A 15,452-nucleotide genomic window follows, 5' to 3' on the forward strand; every position below is an offset into this window, starting at 1 on the left:
TGGTATAGGATGATCCATCTTTTCCGCGTCCTTGGCTTGTCATGCGGGCCGTCACGCCCGGGTATCCGTTCAGGCCACGAGGAAAAGAGAGGGGCGGTCTGACTCTAGCGCGACCCGCACCGGTCTGCATCGGAACGACCCGTCCCCTCCCACCGCCAGCGAGCTCGCGACCCGCTGGCGGTGTCCTCATCTTGCTCGATCAGGACGCAAAAATCATAAGACAAGCATCGGACGAGAAGTCAGATCCGATAAGTTCGGCATCCTAGCCATCTTGGAGCCATCTCGAAGCCGCCGACTGTGGGTCCACTTAAAGGTCCGACGCTCTAGATGCCACCTTCATGGTGAGTAAAGGGAGGCTTGGCGACTGCCGCGGCATTAGGCGGTAGGATCGCGCAGTAGGTTGAGTAGTCCGTCCCGAGGCCGACCATGTGGCGGGTGTCGCCGCACCAATGTCCCCCGCCTGTTTCACCCGTGTCCCCGGGCAGAGCGCGATACTGGATCGTGTAGTCCGGCACGGCGATCCAGGTTCCATTGACGAGCATTTGCACCCCGGCCGGGGTCACTCGGTAAAGGGCGGGGCGACAATCCTTGTCATCGCAGCAACTGTTTCCCAGCCTGTCCTTCAGATGCGAGTAAATGTCATGGGCTTGGGCGGGCGGCTCGACACTGATGAGGAAGATAGCTGCGCAGAGATCCAGCTTAATCGACATGGCTGCTCTCCATCATGGGCTGGCGGCGCTCGTCAGAGCGTCAGGCAACGCTACTCGGTGCATTTTACTCCTGACTGGGGAGCCTGTCGCCCACAGCCAAGAGAGACCACAGATTTTGCATAACCGTCAGTATGGGGCAGCGGCCAAGTCTTTGAGTTCACGGTGGCTGATGAGGTCCTCGTTGCAAAGCTCATCGGCTCCATCAACAGCAGGCATGAAATCCGCCGGGTCAATCTCCGGCAGTGCCAATGTCCCGGTCGCGTCGACGCAGCCATCCCGGTTTCCGTCAAGGAAGAACTGGCTGGAGCGAAAGTCCATGATCAGGAACGGTTTCCGTTCAAGACGACGGTCACAGGCCATGTAGAACGCCACCATGGCGTTCTGCCCTTTAGGGACCTCGGAATAGTAGAGGCCCTTGATCAAGCGACCAGTCGCGAACACACGTGGATTGCTGCGCAGGAGAAGGGCGTTCAGGTCCGGCATGGGCTGTTGTCCCAAACGGCATGACTGGGGTGGCGCAGAATAGCGGAGCGGACGAGCCAGACAGACGCTTGTCAGCATCAGGAGGACCGGAAGGCAGAGTAGGGCTGCAAACATCACAGCCTCCTCTCTCAAGGTCAGCCAGTATGCGCCTCTTTGGACCTGAGGGTTAGCGTTCTGTGCGGTAGCCGCGAATTTTGCATAACCCCTTGTATGGAACAGACGCGGGTTAGGCTTGTTGCTGATCTGAGGCAGGTCGGAAGCCCAGCATGAAACTCATCCTTCTGTTCCTTGCTATTGCAGGAATGGCAAGTGGCGTCATGGCACAGCCGGGACCCACAACCCTGACCATGACCTGTGCCCAAGCGAGAGGGATCGTCGCCTCTCAAGGCGCGGTCGTGCTGCGCACAAGGCCGACGACCTACGACCGATACGTTCGGGCTTCAACCTTCTGCGCACTCGGAGAAACAGTGCATCCTGCCTGGGTACGAACGGCAGATGCCGCCCAATGTCCTGTCGGAGGCGTTTGCCAGCCGGTCGACCTCGAGGACGGGCGATAAAATCAGCCGCAATTTCGCATAACGCCATTCTGACAAGTGGTTCAACCTCGGGCGATTGCCGTTGACGCCGCCTGGTGCCAGGCGCACGATCAAAGCCTGTGGTGGTCGAGCACCGTGCTCGGGCTCATACGCACCCGGTGCTCTTCCCCATAGGCAAGGCCTCGGGTTGCCCTCGGGGCCTGCGCCGTCTCCAGTGCCAAGTTCCGGTAAGCCCTGTATGGAACAGAGGGCAACATGACCAACGGCCAATCAGGTAAGGAAAACGGCTTCGCTGACCGTTGTGTAAAGGCTTACGACCAACTCGTTCTAGGCAAGGAAAGCAACATGATTGTCGGAACGCTCAGGACAGGGGCGGTCATATCGGTCTTTGTCATCGTCGCCGCGCTGTTTTTCTACCTGATCCGCTAGTCCACTTTCGCGTGAGAAAATCGTCTGCGAATTTCGCATAACGCTCTGTATGGAACCGGATAATGCGTCTTTTGAGCGTATTCGGAAGTCATTCCTGATGCCCCGCGCCTCAGAGCAGTAAAGCCCCAGATGAACTGCCCCTGCGGACGGCGGAGCTTTTGCCAGGAATACTTGTGATGACTTGCAGACTAGGGCACCAAAACGGCGATAGTATTCGCGCGGAAGCGATATCATATAAAAGTATATTCATACCCAGATAGCAATTCACACGGCGTGAATAGAGAGTATCGCCAAACTGATAACCAAAAGTGGTAGGTGAAAGCATCAGTTAACGCGGCGTGAATACTTAGATCATTGAGGAATATTGCCAAACAAAGTTGAATAATGCCTTTTTCTGCCTATCATTAGGAAATTGGTAACCGTAGCGTGGTGCGTAATGACCGGCCAATTCCTGAACACGCGTGAAGCTGCTTCTTATCTGAAGGTTTCCGCAAGCCTGCTCAATAAACTCCGCCTTACAGGTGGCGGACCTCCGTACATGAAGCTGGGCCCGAAGCGCGTCGTCTACGACGTCGGTGACCTGAACGCCTGGATGTGTCGCAAACGTTTTGTTTCAGAGTTTCAGCTATAGCCTCCCGGGCTTCTGGGAAGAGGGTGGCATGTTCAAAGGCCGTCATTTTGATCGATCGGTGATCCTGCTCTGCGTGCGATGGTATCTCGCCTACAATCTCAGCCTGCGGAACCTAGAGGAGATGATGGCCGAGCGCGGCATCTCCGTCGATCATGCGACCGTTCACAGATGGGTTGTCCATTACTCGCCTGAACTGCTCGAGCAGTTCAATCGGCGCAAACGAAGCGTCAGCCGGAAATGGCATCTGGATGAGACTTACATCAAAGTCCGAGGCCAATGGAAATACCTCTATCGTGCCATCGATAGCCATGGCGACACGGTCGAGTTCTGGTTCAGCGAACGGCGCAATCTAACTGCGGCCAAGCGGTTCCTGCGCAAGGCTCTGAGACGGCATGGTCGGCCCGAGAAGATCGTCATCGACGGCAGTCAGACCAATCGTGAAGCGATCCTATCCTGCGATACGGAACACCGGCTCCAGGATCGGTCAAGACGCCAGTTGAAGCCGATCCGGATCCGGCAGAGCCAATATCTCAATAACCGCATCGAACAGGATCATCGCGCTGTCAAGCGGCGCATTCGCTCGATGCTCGGGTTCAAGTCTTTGAACAGCGCTCGCGCCATTCTGGGTGGGATCGAGATGGTTCACATGATGCGCAAAGGACAGGCGAAGTATGCCTACAATCTGCAGCTGTCACTCGCGGAGCAATTCGATCTGCTCGCCGCATGAGCTCTCCATAAGCATCTGATCCCTTCTCGTCTCTGTGCCGGATTCGCGACAGAACCCGTCATGGGTGATGCCTATCTCAAGCGTGAGAAGAGTGACAAGCCCAATCGCTTTGTCTGCCTCGTCAGCGACAAGGGCAAGGTCGTTCTGACCTTCTTCACTGAACAGTAGCTCTGCGTGACTGCTCCAGTTTTGCTGTCTAACGCGAGGGGCTGCCCATGACCATTCTCGATCCGATCACCGGACATCGCATCACCATCGACACGTCGAGCAGACCGCGATAGAGGACAACGTCCGATGCGCAAGAACGGCGTGGGTGTTGGCTTGGCCGCTCATGTTACGCGGTTTGGTGGATTAACGCCAGAAGCCAGGCGTTCAAGTCCTTCAATGAGCGACATGCCCATCATCATCCGCGCCTCAACCGTGCTGCTGCCGATGTGCGGAAGCATGAAAACGTTCGGAAGATCATAGTATCCCGGATCCAGACGCGGTTCGTTTGCAAACACATCCAGGCCTGCCGCAAAAATCCGCCCATCTCTGAGAGCATTAATGAGTGCCTCATCCTCGATGATGGCGCCTCGTGCGATGTTCACGATAAGCGCAGTCTGCTTCATGAGGCTTAGGCGGCGCTCATCCAGGAAGCCTCGCGTTGAGGGGGTTAGTGGGCAGGCCAGCACGAGCGCATCGATGACACTGAGCATTGCGTTGGGATCAGCATAATACTGTGCTCCTTCCTCCTGGTCCGGAGTGAGGCGGCGGGTGTTATGATAATGAATCTCCATCCCGAACGCTTTCGCGCGGTGGGCGATGCCTCGCCCAATCCTCCCCATGCCGAGAATGCCGAGTTTCTTGTCGGAGAGGCCCAGGCCGACAAGCTGCTTCGGCTTCCAGCCGGTCCAGGTACGGGAGCGGATGAGGCTGATAGATTCGGTGGCGCGTCGTGCCGCTCCCAGTAGAAGGAGTATGGCGGTTTCTGCGACCGCATCCGTCAAGACATCAGGAGTGTTGAGAACGGCGATCCCGTGCTTCTGGGCAGCTTCGAGGTCAATATGGTCGAGACCGACAGAATAGGTCGCGATGGCTTTGACGGAGGCGGGGAGGCGGCTGAGGATCTCGGCGTCGACCTGCGTTGGAGGGGTCACTACAATGGCATCGCACCCGGAAACGGCGGCATCGAGGTCGCTGGGACTGAGGGGCAGTCCTGAGGGAAGGAACTTGACGTTGAGCCGCTCGCGGAACTGGCGCTCAACCTCCTCTGGAAGCTCAAAGGTCACGACTGCAGAGTACGCCATCATTTCTCCTCCCTCACAGCATGACGATAGCGGATATGATCGCGTTTGATGTCGGTGATCGCCGGAGTGCCGAGCAGGGCCATGGCGTTGTCGAGCTCTCGCGCCAGAAGATCGATCGCCCGGGAGACGCCCGCCTCGCCGCCCGCCGACAATCCCCAAAGGTAGGAACGGCCAATGCTGCAGGCGTCTGCACCAAGTGCCAGCGCCTTGAGAATGTCGGTCCCGCGCCTCACGCCGCCATCGAGGATGATTTCGGTCCGACCCCCAACGGCAGCGACGACCTCGGGCAAAGCCGCGATAACCGAAGGCGAGTGGTCGAGTTGCCGGCCTCCGTGATTGGAGACGATCACCGCGTCCGCGCCTAGGCCAATGGCTTTTACGGCATCGTCCGGGTGAAGAATACCCTTGATCGCTAACGGGCCGCGCCAGAGATCCCGGATTTCGGCAATGTCGTCCCACGTTGCGGAGGGATCAAAGAGGGATGCTACATGCTGCGCGATCGCTGTGAACCCTGACGAGCCATCCATGTTGAAATTGCCGAACGTCAGGTTCGAACGTGCGACATCCATCAGCCAAGCCGGCCGGCGGATCATGTCAAACGCGTTCGACAGTCGGAACTGGAGCGGCATGGTGAAGCCGTTGCGAAGATCGCGCTCACGGCGGCCCGAGATCGGTAGGTCCACCGTCAGACACAAGACACGATAATTGGCGTCGGCGGCGCGCCGAATAAGGCCTTTCATCCAATCACGATCACGCAGGAAGTAGAGCTGGAACCACCGCTCGCCGTCAGGCACGGCTTCCGCCACCTGCTCAATCGACGCAACTGAATTTGTAGAGAGACAGAATGGAATGTTGTGCTTGGCTGCAGCGGCGGCGGCAGCCATCTCCCCACCCCGCCAGAAGAAGCCGGCCAAGCCCGTGGGAGAGATCATAAGCGGGAGACGAGCCGATCGCCCCAGGATCGTTGTGCCAAGCTCACGACGGCTCACATCGATCCCAACACGGGGCAGGAGCCGCCACTCGTCGAAGTCACCCGAGTTGTCCTGCCGGGTTCGCTCGTCCTCGGAACCGCCATCGATGAAGTCGAAAACAGCCTTGGGCAACCGAGCACGGGCCAGCAACCGGAGGTCTTCGATCGAATGGGCGTGGGTTAGGGAGCGTGTTCCCGTCCAGTGCTGAAGCTTGGCCATTGCGCTGCGACACCTTTCTCTGATGACGCTCAATCCCGGTCATCATAGCCGTTTTTGCTTACACTTGAGCTTGCACTCCGTTCAGGATGCAAGCAGCTCGATTAGCATTGCCTTCATTCCTGCGGCCATGACTAGCACTGCGTGGTGGCTGTTACTGCTGCTGTAGATGATACCGGATAGCTCGCCAACCTTGCCGGGTTCACCTTTTCGGCCAATGCAGTGCTGGCGGGTCTCAATCCTCCTGCGGGACCGGAGACAAGGAGACACGGTTTGCCATCCGTAAGCTAGCCAAGGCCCGCTCCTGGAATATGTTGTCCAAACGATACCGAGGAGCATAGGATCGTGACGGGCGAGCCCATGAACCATGTCGAGGCAAGAACAACGATAACGCGAGGAAACAATGAAACGCCGTGAATTCTTGAAAGCCGCTGGTCTTGGAGCTGGGGCCAGCACGATCGCCATGCCGGCCATCGCACAGAGCGCTCCAACCATCAACTGGCGACTTCAGTCGGCTTATCCTCCCTCGCTCGATACCCTCTATGGCGCCTGCAAGGTCTTTTCAAAAGCAGTCGCTGAGGCAACTGACAACAAGTTCAATATCCAGGTCTTCGCCGCAGGCGAGATCGTTCCGGTTCAGTCGATTGTCGACGGTGTCCAGAACGCAACTGTCGAGATGGGGCAGACCGGGTCCTACTTCTATATCGGCAAGGATCCGGCATTTGCATTCGGAACAGGACTACCCTTTGGGCCCAATACCCGTCAGCAGCATGCTTGGTTCTATCATGCTGGCGGGAATGACCTGCTCAATGAGTTCTACGCCACCTATAAACTGTACCATCTCCCCTTTGGCGGGACGGGAACCCAGATGGGGGGCTGGTTCCGCAAGGAGCTCAAGAGCAAGGCCGATCTCGTCGGTCTGAAGATGCGCCTGGGCGGTCTGTCCGGAACCGTCTTGCAGCGCCTGGGCCTCGTGCCAACCCAGATTGCCCCCGGCGATATTTACACATCTCTTGAGCGCGGTACGATTGATGCGGCAGAGTTCGTAGGCCCCTACGATGATGAGAAGCTCGGGTTGGCCAAGATCGCGCCGTACTACTACTTCCCTGGTTTCTGGGAAGGAGCCGTGTCGCTGAGCCTGTTCACGAATCTCGACAAGTGGAATGAGCTGCCGCCATCCTACAAGTCCCTCCTGACTACGGCTGCGTCGTATGCTGCCACAGATATGTTGGCCAAGTACGACGCCAACAACGCAGCTGCCCTTCGGCGGCTGGTCGCGAACGGTGCGCAGCTGAGAGCTTTCCCGCAAGATATCCTGCAGGAGAGCTACAGGGCTGCGACTGCTTTGTATGCCGAAATCGGTGAAAAGAGCCCGACCTTCAAAAAGATCCTCGACCATCAGATGGCATTCCGCAACCAGGTCTACCAATGGGCTCAGATCTCGGACTTCAGCTATGACAGCCTGATGCTCAATGCCATTCGCCAACAATGGTGAGAAAAAGGCTCTCGACTAAGAGTCGTTCGGTCAGGTCGCTCCGGTAATGCACGCGATGGTCTATCGGGTCGCCGGCTCCTGCCGATGGTACCAGGCGCCTTGCTCTTGCCTTTGGCGGGTTGTCCGTTGTTGCCACGACAATCGCATGGCACTCATGGAGGCGGTTCCAAGACGCCCTGAAGACGCCGCTTACTCCCGACAATGGTGACGTGCCCTACTCGAGGGAATGGGACTTCAGATATTGGCTGAGGATTGGGCAGGTTACAGCAGGGCTCTCGATCCTCTTCTCTGTCCTGTGGCTGATCCCTTAGGGTCTCTGCCAGCCGACCGCCTCCTGCCGGGGTTAGCTACCAACGGCTTTGCGCTCTCTATGCGAGCAGGTTGGGTGTTGTCACATCTGCAAAGTAGGTCGAATGTCCGCTCGAGCGGGAAGTAGCGGACGTTTCCGGAGGGCAGGGGAGGGTCGCTGCATGACCCGAAGCAGCCCTTTATCAGACCCTGCAAAATCGAATGGGAACGCCACTCTGACGACAAACTTTCACCGGGCACGGGTTGCGCACGCCAACAAGCGTCGGCAACGAACACTTGGTCTGTGAAAGCGACGCATCCACAGTGCAGACGACCCTCGTAGTTGGGAACTCGATCTTGGTTGTGGATTGATGATCAATGAGGGGCGGGTGCTACCAGCGTCCCGCCCCTTACCGATCGATCGCTTCAGGAAAGATCAGTTAATTGCTGATTTGCACCCTCAGAGTCCCTAGCTTGTCGATCGAACCGACAAGTTCACTTCCTGGCACTACCGGGCCAACCCCAGCCGGAGTCCCGGTTAGAATGATGTCGCCTGGTTGCAATGTAAAAAACTTAGACAGATTGGCAATGATCTCTGGCACCTTCCAGATCATCAGAGAAAGGTCGGAGTCCTGCTTCGCCACACCATCTACCGTAAGGCGGATCGATCCCTCCAGCACGTGCCCGACTTTCTCGACGGGGTAAATGGGTCCGCAGGGACAGGAGTTGTCGAAGGCTTTGCCCACTTCCCATGGTAAGCCGACCTTCCCCAGATCCATCTGGAGATCCCGGCGGGTCATATCGAGGCCAATTCCGTAGCCATAGATGTGATCAAGCGCATCCTCGGGCGAGATGTCGTGCCCGCCCTTCTTGATCGCTACCACTAGTTCCAGTTCGTAATGGTAGTTGCTCGTCATGGGTGGATAGGGGATCGAAGCCCCATCCAGAACGATGCTGTCGGCAGGCTTCTGGAAAAAGATCGGGGGATCGCGAGCTTCATCTCCGCCCATTTCGCGAACATGAGCGACATAGTTACGGCCAACGCAGTATATCCTGCGCACTGGAAACTTCTGAGACGTTCCTACCACCGGCAGTACAGGGCGTTCTGGCGGCGTGATCACGCACGCATCTGCATCCATCATTCTCTTGCTCCAAATTGAACCGGCTCTGGGCGTTCGCCTTAAAGTACCCAGATTCTTCGCTGCACCAGGATAAAATGTATTTTTTGTCGAACGATGAAGACTGGTCTTTAGTATATATAGGTTATTTTATTACTTAGCATATGCAGCAATTTACTGCATGAACCCTAAGTAGTTAAGCCATACTCGTGATAAGTCGTATCATTTGCGACGCGAGCTGAAGTAAAAGATAGATAGTTGCGTAAAAGTCATCGTACATTTTTTGACAGGAAGCTCTAACTTGTACATCATCCTTCCGGTGCCCGAAGCAGGCACTGCCAAAGAGCAACGGAATTGTAGAGAGGAAACATCGATGAAAATGAGCAGGGCTCTTGGTCTGGCGGTAACACTCGCACTGGCGCCTCTGGCGCTGAGCGTCGCCAGCGCACAGAATGCAGGCACCCAAATAACGGTTGTTCTTCCGAACCCCTCCGCGATCAACAACTTCCCTCTCTACGTCGCCCTTGGCGAGAAGATGTTCGACAAGGAAGGGCTGCAGGTTAAGGTCGAGGCTGTAGACGGCTCCTCGCAAGTTCTCCAAGCCATGTCCGCTGGTCAGGCCCAAATCGGCCAACCCGGCGCGGCGCCCGTGCTCGCCGCTAGAGCCCGCGGCGTAGACGTCGTCTTCCTCTACAATCACTTCGCCAAGTCGGTCTTCGGCGTTGTGGTTCCAGAGAAGTCCGCGATCAAGACCCCTGCTGACCTTAAAGGCGCGGTCATCGGCGTCGGCACAGCGGATGGCGCCGAAGTCGGCTTTACCCGCGCGATCCTGACCGACCTCAAGATGGAGGAGGGCAAGGACTACACCTTCCTGCCGGTCGGTGACGGCGGCTTGGCTGCTGCAGCTTTCCTTCGCGGCGACATCAAGGCCTATGCCGCAGCCGTCAGCGACGCGGCAATCATGGAAACCCGCGGCATCGATCTGCGCGAGATCACTCCGGAGCAGTATCTGAGCTACTTCGGCAACGGCTATGCCGTGATGCGCTCCTTCATGGACCAGAATCCGCAGGCGATCGAGAAGTTCGGCCGCGTGCTCGTCCGTGCGACGGAGTTCGGCTTGAACCCTGCGAACAGGGACAAGGTGATGCAGCACACCAAGGCCGGAAACCCACAGGAAGGTGAGGATACAAAGCTCTCAACGGCTCTGTTCGAGCAGGTCAAGGACCGGATCACGCCTGCCGACACATCCAAGGGCTGGGGTTATCAGCCGCCTGAGCATTGGGAACTCTGGCACAAGAGCGCAGTCGCTTCGGGCATCCTGAAGGCCCCGTTGCCGGATCTGAAAGCCGCGTACACCAACCAGTTCGTGGAATCCTGGAATAAGGGTGCCAAATAATGGCAGTGCTATCGATGGCTGGTGACGCCATTGCTCCGGTCGGCCTCACAGGCCGACCGGTGTACGAGCTACGCGGCGTCAGCAAGACTTTCGCAAGGCGCAATGTGCATGCGCTCGACAAGGTCGACCTGGTGCTGCGGGAGGGAACCTTCTCGGCCATCATCGGGCCGAGCGGCTGCGGAAAATCGACCCTGCTCAAGATCATGGCAGGGCTGCAGCCTCCGTCGTCAGGAAGCGTCGTTCTCGAAGGCAAGCCCGTGATGGGGCCGCGTCGGGACATCGGCATGATGTTCCAGCAGGCGACCCTGTTCCCGTGGCGGACGACACTCGAGAACATTGTGCTCCCGATCGAGATCAGAGACGGCAAGGCGGCAGCTCGCGCCAAGTATGACGAGGCGCGCCAGCTTATCGACCTCGTCGGCCTGAAGGGCTTCGAGAACGTCTATCCGAGCGAGCTTTCCGGCGGCATGGCGCAGCGGGCGGCGATCTGCCGGATGCTGATCACCGAACCCGCAGTGCTGCTGCTCGACGAGCCGTTCAGCGCTCTCGACGAATTGAGCCGTGACTTCATGAACATGGAGTTGCAGAGGATCTGCTTGGAGCGCAACGCGACCGCGTTCCTTGTCACCCACTCGATCCCCGAGGCGGTGATCCTTTCCGATGTGGTCTACGTGATGTCGCCGCGGCCCGGTCGGTTCGTCGAGGCGATCACGATCGACCTTCCACGCCCCAGGACACTGGACACGATGGCCGATCCGCGCTTCGGCGCGCTCGTCCATCGCATCCGCAGCCTTCTCGATCAGGGAGCGTTCCAATGATGCACGCACAAGGTGCTACCGTCCATGGCGATGTTGCTGCCGAAGCAGTGCCTGAACAGACGATTTGGGCCGAGCACGTTTCCTGGATCGATCGGGTTCCGCGCTGGGTATCCATGTTGGCACTAATGATCGGTTTCCTGGCCGTATGGCAGATCATTTACCTCATCGAGCTAATTTCCCCGATCATTCTCCCATCTCCCTTGGAGACGATCCAAGACCTCTTCGTTGTCGGGAAGAATCTGCTCACTGGGGATTACATGCTCCTAGCTCTCTGGATCACGACGCAGGAAGTCCTTCTTGGCTTTATCATTGCAGTCGTCCTCGGATTTGCTCTTGGCGTCCTAGTCGGCGAGACCGCCTTCGGCGAGCGAGCGGTAATGCCCTACCTCGTTGCCATCAACACCATGCCGAAGGTGGCATTCGCGCCTCTCTTCGTGTCGTGGCTGGGCTTTGGGATTGGGTCGAAGGTCGCGCTCGCAGCCTTCATCGCCTTCTTCCCGGTTATTGTTGGAACGGCAGCGGGCCTGCACGCGGCCGATCAGAACGCCCGTATGTTGTTCAAGACCATGGGCGCGAGCCGCTGGCAGACCCTCGTGCAGTTGAAGTTGCCCACCGGCATGCCGCACTTCTTCTCCGGCTTGAAGAACGCTGCAGTGCTCGTGGTGGTTGGCGCCGTGGTGGGCGAGTTCTTGGGAGGCGGCAAGGGCTTCGGCGAGTTGATCCGCGTTGCCGCCGCGCAGCTGAACACGCCGCGCGTGTTCTCGCTGATCATCTACCTGAGCCTCTTGGGGCTGGCGACGTTCTGGATCGTGGCCTGGATGCAACGACGGTTCGTCTTCTGGCACAAGGAAAGCGTCGCAGAGGAGACTCTCGCGCAGTAAGAGGGCAATGAGTAAGAAATCCCGGCATCGTCCTCCACGCGATGCTGGGGCTTGCTGCTTCTTCCGAACTTTGCGCTGGTTGCGTCATGAACAAGATCGAAAAAATAACGGCGGCTACCTTAGTTTACGAGAGACTCCGCCAGGACATTCTCAACGGCGAACTGCGGCCGGGGCAGAAACTCCTGATCGACTCCGTCTCGGAGCGCTATGGGGCAGGCCTCAATCCGGTGCGCGAAGCCCTTAACCGGCTCTCCTCCGAGGGGCTGGTCGAGCGCAAGGATCAACGCGGCTTCTTCGTGCCTCCTGTTAGCCTTGAAGGCTGGCGTGAGTTGGTGAAGACCCGGTGCTGGCTCGAAGCCAAGGCGCTTGAGGAATCCATCCGGAACGGCGATCAGGCTTGGGAGGAGCACATCGTGGTGACCTTCCATCACTTCTCGCGCACGCCGTGGAAGCTGTCGGAAAGCGATGCCAGTACCAACCCGGCCTGGGAGGAGCGACACAGGACGTTCCATCTCTCACTGATTGCCGCCTGTGGCTCCTCAATCCTGATCGGAGTCTGCAGAGACCTGATGGATCAGGCCCAACGATACCGCTTCATCTCAGTCGCTTCTTCACAACGCTACCGGAATACTCTGGAGGAACACAGGGGAATTATGGAGGCAGTGCTCGATCGCAAGACAGACCTTGCCGCAGAGCGACTCGTCGAGCACTACCAGACAACTCTCAGACATATCGAGGATCAAATCCGTCCCGTAACCAAGGTCGGGGTCAGGCTATCACCGCCCGGCTAAAGGAAGTGCCGCTGTTCAGGTGGCAGCCCTCGTCGATCCAACTTCGCTTCAACTCGCAACAAATGGCTCACAGGAGCAAAGAAATCTCATGAAACTGCTGCGCTACGGCATGCCCGGCCAAGAAAAACCCGGTATTCTCGATCATGACGGCAACATCCGCGACCTCTCGGGCGTCGTGCCGGATATTGCTGGCGAAACGCTTTCACCGTCGAGCCTCGATCGCCTTCGCGGGATTGACTTGGCAACCTTGCCTCGCGTCGAAGCTATGCCCCGCATCGGTGCTTGTGTTGGACAGGTCGGCAAATTCATCTGCATTGGGCTCAACTATTCAGACCACGCTGCGGAATCGGGCATGGCCGTGCCTCCTGAGCCCATCATCTTCATGAAGGCGACGAGCGCCATCTGCGGCCCGGATGACGGAATTGAGATTCCACGAGGCGCGGAAAAGACCGACTGGGAGGTCGAGCTCGGTATCGTCATCGGCAAAGTAGCCAAGTACGTTGAGGAGGCGCAGGCGCTTGACTACGTGGCGGGATACTGCGTCGTCAACGATGTCTCCGAGCGCTCTTTCCAGATCGAGCGGTCCGGGCAATGGACCAAGGGTAAAAGTGCCGACACCTTTGGCCCGATCGGCCCATGGCTCGTCACCCGCGACGAGATTCCGAACCCGCAGAACCTGAGCATGTGGCTCGACGTAGATGAGAAACGCTGTCAGAGCGGCAGCACGGAAACCATGGTTTACGGCGTCGCATATGTGGTGAGCTACCTGAGCCAGTTCATGAGCCTTCAGCCGGGAGACGTGATTGCGACCGGCACGCCGCCTGGCGTCGGTATGGGCCTGAAGCCGCCCGTCTACCTGCGCCCGGGCAACCGCGTCCGCCTCGGGATCGAGGGCCTTGGTACGCAGGACCAGCTTGTCAGGAGCTGGAACGGGCAAGGCTGATCCTTCCCAAGGACATGAAAGCGGGAGGGCTCGTCCAGAGATGGAGCCCTCTCCTGGTACCCTCATCGGTATCAACAGCGATTGATCGGGAGACGTCAATGAGGATCGGGATGATCGGACTGGGCCGCATGGGAGCAGCCCTCGCAACGCGGCTCCAGGGGGGCGGACATGATCTCGTGGTCTGGAATCGAACCTCCGACAAAGCCAAAGGTCTCGTCGAGGCCGGAGCGGTTTTAGCCGATACGCCCGCCGCCGTTATCAACCGATCGGAAGCGGTCATTACCTGTCTCCTCGATGCAGATGCCCTTGAGGCGGTTTTTGCAGGCGATGCCGGCATTCTTGCCGGCGAGGTCGCGGGCAGGCTCTTTATCGAGACGAGCACGGTACAGCCCAAGATCCAGCGCTCGCTTGCCGAGCGGGTCACAGCCCAAGGTGGAGCCTATGTGGAATGCGCGGTGAGCGGTTCCACCGGACCTGCCCGTGAGGGGCGGCTGATTGGCCTGGTCGGAGGGAGCCTTGAGGACGTGGATTGTGCACGCCCGATCCTGGAGCAGCTCTGCCGCCGGATCGAGCATGCGGGACCGGTTGGATCAGGAGCAAGCTTGAAGCTCGCGGTCAACCTGCCCTTGGTCATCTACTACCAGGCGCTCGGCGAGGCCTATTCCCTCTGTCGCCATCTCGGCCTCGATACGGATCGGATCGTCGATCTGTTCTCGGACACGTCGGGTGGTGCCAATATCCTGAAGGCCCGTGGGCCGATGGTTGCCAAAGGCATGCGCGGCGACGATCCACAGCCTGTGACATTCGATGTGGATTCTTTCCGGAAGGATTTGGGGACCATGGTTGCGGAGGGCAGCGAGCTTGGTCTGTCGCTTCCCCTCGTGGAGCGCACCCTCTCAGTCTATGACCAAGCAAGCCAAGAGGGCTGGGGCACCAAGGATGGAACCAGCCTGTCCGGATACTGGTCCAGCCGCTCGGAACGGAAGCCGACCGGGTAAGGCGCAAAGCCTCGCGGAAACCGGACGGCCACACCGATCGGAGGCTCTGTTCTCTTATTCCGGGGGTTTTGGTCAAGCCCTTTGAGCGACCCTTTCCGTCAGTTCGGCTGATATCACCTGTCGGGTCATGGTTCTCTCCGCGGTCGGCAGACACCGCCGCATGATGGGGTCGGAAGCCTCAGCCTCGCCATGTTGCATACGCGGTCAATCTGCTTCCTGAGGTTCAGGTTTCAGGCCGCAATGGTGCCCACGCGATGGCTGCTGCCTCGTCCCGACAAGGGACATCGTACCGCCAGATCTGGCGAAACCATGCCGCTGGAGAGGGCCTTCGAGGCCTACCAGAGGATGAAGTCTGGGGACGTGAAGTTCCGGATGGTGCTGACCATGAAGGAAACCGACCGTGCGCATCAATGATGACCTGACGCAGCCCGTGATCGTCCATGCCGCGAAGCTGGACTGGATTCCGAGCCCGGCCGCGGGCGTGGACCGGCGCATGCTGTTTCGGATCGGCGGCGAGGTCGCACGTGCCACCTCCATCGTCCGCTATGCGCCCGGCAGCGCCTTCCCGCGCCACACCCACAGCGGCGGCGAGGAAATCGTCGTCCTCGAAGGCACGTTCCAGGACGAGCATGGCGAGTACCCAGCCGGAAGCTACTTCCGCAACCCGCCGGGCACCTCGCATATCCCTGCGTCAGAGGAAGGCTGCACCATCTTCGTGCGCCTCTGGCAGTT

General features: G+C 58.6%; 16 protein-coding genes. 11 read left to right on the forward strand and 5 right to left on the reverse strand.

The features are described from left to right. Positions 1–323 precede the first annotated feature (323 nt). Together JKG68_RS26775 and JKG68_RS26780 are read right to left on the reverse strand one after the other, a co-directional pair. Complete coding sequence (locus JKG68_RS26775; protein ID WP_202064861.1) at positions 324–710, reverse strand: hypothetical protein; 387 nt, start codon at positions 708–710, stop codon at positions 324–326. Between the two features lie 126 nt (positions 711–836). Next, positions 837–1,193 carry a hypothetical protein gene (locus JKG68_RS26780; protein ID WP_202064862.1) on the reverse strand — a complete coding sequence of 119 codons (357 nt, stop codon included), beginning with the start codon at positions 1,191–1,193 and terminating at the stop codon, positions 837–839. Between the two features lie 791 nt (positions 1,194–1,984). Here JKG68_RS26780 and JKG68_RS26785 point away from each other — a divergent pair. From JKG68_RS26785 to JKG68_RS26795, 3 genes are all read left to right on the forward strand, one after another. Next, positions 1,985–2,158: a hypothetical protein gene (locus JKG68_RS26785; RefSeq protein ID WP_202064863.1), complete on the forward strand. Its 174-nt coding sequence runs from the start codon at positions 1,985–1,987 to the stop codon at positions 2,156–2,158. A gap of 436 nt (positions 2,159–2,594) precedes the next feature. Next, a complete protein-coding gene (locus tag JKG68_RS34930) occupies positions 2,595–2,789 on the forward strand; it encodes a helix-turn-helix transcriptional regulator (RefSeq protein ID WP_202064864.1) in 195 nt (64 codons plus the stop codon). Between the two features lie 28 nt (positions 2,790–2,817). Next, positions 2,818–3,516 carry an IS6 family transposase gene (locus tag JKG68_RS26795; protein ID WP_202064865.1) on the forward strand — a complete coding sequence of 233 codons (699 nt, stop codon included), beginning with the start codon at positions 2,818–2,820 and terminating at the stop codon, positions 3,514–3,516. A gap of 329 nt (positions 3,517–3,845) precedes the next feature. Here JKG68_RS26795 and JKG68_RS26800 read toward each other — a convergent pair whose 3' ends face one another. Beyond that, the gene (locus JKG68_RS26800) at positions 3,846–4,808 is read right to left on the reverse strand and encodes a 2-hydroxyacid dehydrogenase (RefSeq protein WP_202064867.1); all 963 of its coding nucleotides are present in this window, start codon (positions 4,806–4,808) and stop codon (positions 3,846–3,848) included. After that, complete coding sequence (locus tag JKG68_RS26805; protein ID WP_202064869.1) at positions 4,805–5,995, reverse strand: alpha-hydroxy acid oxidase; 1,191 nt, start codon at positions 5,993–5,995, stop codon at positions 4,805–4,807. The genes JKG68_RS26800 and JKG68_RS26805 overlap by 4 nt, the downstream gene beginning before the upstream one ends. A gap of 400 nt (positions 5,996–6,395) precedes the next feature. Here JKG68_RS26805 and JKG68_RS26810 point away from each other — a divergent pair, with 400 nt between their 5' ends. Next, positions 6,396–7,487: a TRAP transporter substrate-binding protein gene (locus tag JKG68_RS26810; RefSeq protein WP_202064871.1), complete on the forward strand. Its 1,092-nt coding sequence runs from the start codon at positions 6,396–6,398 to the stop codon at positions 7,485–7,487. Between the two features lie 728 nt (positions 7,488–8,215). Here JKG68_RS26810 and JKG68_RS26815 read toward each other — a convergent pair. Next, positions 8,216–8,917 carry a fumarylacetoacetate hydrolase family protein gene (locus JKG68_RS26815; RefSeq protein ID WP_246515909.1) on the reverse strand — a complete coding sequence of 234 codons (702 nt, stop codon included), beginning with the start codon at positions 8,915–8,917 and terminating at the stop codon, positions 8,216–8,218. Positions 8,918–9,266: 349 nt separating this feature from the next. On the opposite strand from JKG68_RS26815, the gene JKG68_RS26820 reads away from it, so the two are divergent. From JKG68_RS26820 to JKG68_RS26850, 7 genes are all read left to right on the forward strand, one after another. Beyond that, positions 9,267–10,289, forward strand: coding sequence for an ABC transporter substrate-binding protein (locus JKG68_RS26820; protein WP_202064873.1), 1,023 nt, complete (start codon positions 9,267–9,269; stop codon positions 10,287–10,289). Next, a complete protein-coding gene (locus JKG68_RS26825) occupies positions 10,289–11,107 on the forward strand; it encodes an ABC transporter ATP-binding protein (RefSeq protein ID WP_246515910.1) in 819 nt (272 codons plus the stop codon). The genes JKG68_RS26820 and JKG68_RS26825 overlap by 1 nt, the downstream gene beginning before the upstream one ends. Next, positions 11,104–11,988 carry an ABC transporter permease gene (locus tag JKG68_RS26830; RefSeq protein ID WP_246515912.1) on the forward strand — a complete coding sequence of 295 codons (885 nt, stop codon included), beginning with the start codon at positions 11,104–11,106 and terminating at the stop codon, positions 11,986–11,988. The genes JKG68_RS26825 and JKG68_RS26830 overlap by 4 nt, the downstream gene beginning before the upstream one ends. An 86-nt stretch (positions 11,989–12,074) precedes the next feature. Beyond that, positions 12,075–12,779 (forward strand): GntR family transcriptional regulator, encoded by a 705-nt coding sequence (locus JKG68_RS26835; protein WP_202064878.1) that lies wholly within the window; start codon positions 12,075–12,077, stop codon positions 12,777–12,779. A gap of 88 nt (positions 12,780–12,867) precedes the next feature. Further along, complete coding sequence (locus JKG68_RS26840) at positions 12,868–13,722, forward strand: fumarylacetoacetate hydrolase family protein (RefSeq protein ID WP_202064879.1); 855 nt, start codon at positions 12,868–12,870, stop codon at positions 13,720–13,722. Between the two features lie 110 nt (positions 13,723–13,832). Then, complete coding sequence (locus tag JKG68_RS26845) at positions 13,833–14,720, forward strand: NAD(P)-dependent oxidoreductase (protein ID WP_202064880.1); 888 nt, start codon at positions 13,833–13,835, stop codon at positions 14,718–14,720. A gap of 400 nt (positions 14,721–15,120) precedes the next feature. Beyond that, positions 15,121–15,452 (forward strand): cupin domain-containing protein (locus tag JKG68_RS26850; RefSeq protein WP_202064881.1); only part of this gene is annotated, 332 nt, incomplete at its 3' end.

The sequence above is a fragment of the Microvirga aerilata genome, assembly GCF_016743775.1.
Classification (GTDB): domain Bacteria; phylum Pseudomonadota; class Alphaproteobacteria; order Rhizobiales; family Beijerinckiaceae; genus Microvirga; species Microvirga aerilata.

Bases quoted from the DNA above. Each gene is read 5' to 3' on its own strand.
- JKG68_RS26815 (WP_246515909.1), bottom strand. From the start codon at position 8,917: ATGATGGATGCAGATGCGTGCGTGATCACGCCGCCAGAACGCCCTGTA.
- JKG68_RS26830 (WP_246515912.1), top strand. From the start codon at position 11,104: ATGATGCACGCACAAGGTGCTACCGTCCATGGCGATGTTGCTGCCGAA.
- JKG68_RS26780 (WP_202064862.1), bottom strand. From the start codon at position 1,193: ATGCCGGACCTGAACGCCCTTCTCCTGCGCAGCAATCCACGTGTGTTC.
- JKG68_RS26795 (WP_202064865.1), top strand. From the start codon at position 2,818: ATGTTCAAAGGCCGTCATTTTGATCGATCGGTGATCCTGCTCTGCGTG.
- JKG68_RS26845 (WP_202064880.1), top strand. From the start codon at position 13,833: ATGATCGGACTGGGCCGCATGGGAGCAGCCCTCGCAACGCGGCTCCAG.
- JKG68_RS26805 (WP_202064869.1), bottom strand. From the start codon at position 5,995: ATGGCCAAGCTTCAGCACTGGACGGGAACACGCTCCCTAACCCACGCC.
- JKG68_RS26785 (WP_202064863.1), top strand. From the start codon at position 1,985: ATGACCAACGGCCAATCAGGTAAGGAAAACGGCTTCGCTGACCGTTGT.
- JKG68_RS26840 (WP_202064879.1), top strand. From the start codon at position 12,868: ATGAAACTGCTGCGCTACGGCATGCCCGGCCAAGAAAAACCCGGTATT.
- JKG68_RS26775 (WP_202064861.1), bottom strand. From the start codon at position 710: ATGTCGATTAAGCTGGATCTCTGCGCAGCTATCTTCCTCATCAGTGTC.
- JKG68_RS26835 (WP_202064878.1), top strand. From the start codon at position 12,075: ATGAACAAGATCGAAAAAATAACGGCGGCTACCTTAGTTTACGAGAGA.
- JKG68_RS34930 (WP_202064864.1), top strand. From the start codon at position 2,595: ATGACCGGCCAATTCCTGAACACGCGTGAAGCTGCTTCTTATCTGAAG.
- JKG68_RS26820 (WP_202064873.1), top strand. From the start codon at position 9,267: ATGAAAATGAGCAGGGCTCTTGGTCTGGCGGTAACACTCGCACTGGCG.
- JKG68_RS26810 (WP_202064871.1), top strand. From the start codon at position 6,396: ATGAAACGCCGTGAATTCTTGAAAGCCGCTGGTCTTGGAGCTGGGGCC.
- JKG68_RS26800 (WP_202064867.1), bottom strand. From the start codon at position 4,808: ATGATGGCGTACTCTGCAGTCGTGACCTTTGAGCTTCCAGAGGAGGTT.
- JKG68_RS26825 (WP_246515910.1), top strand. From the start codon at position 10,289: ATGGCAGTGCTATCGATGGCTGGTGACGCCATTGCTCCGGTCGGCCTC.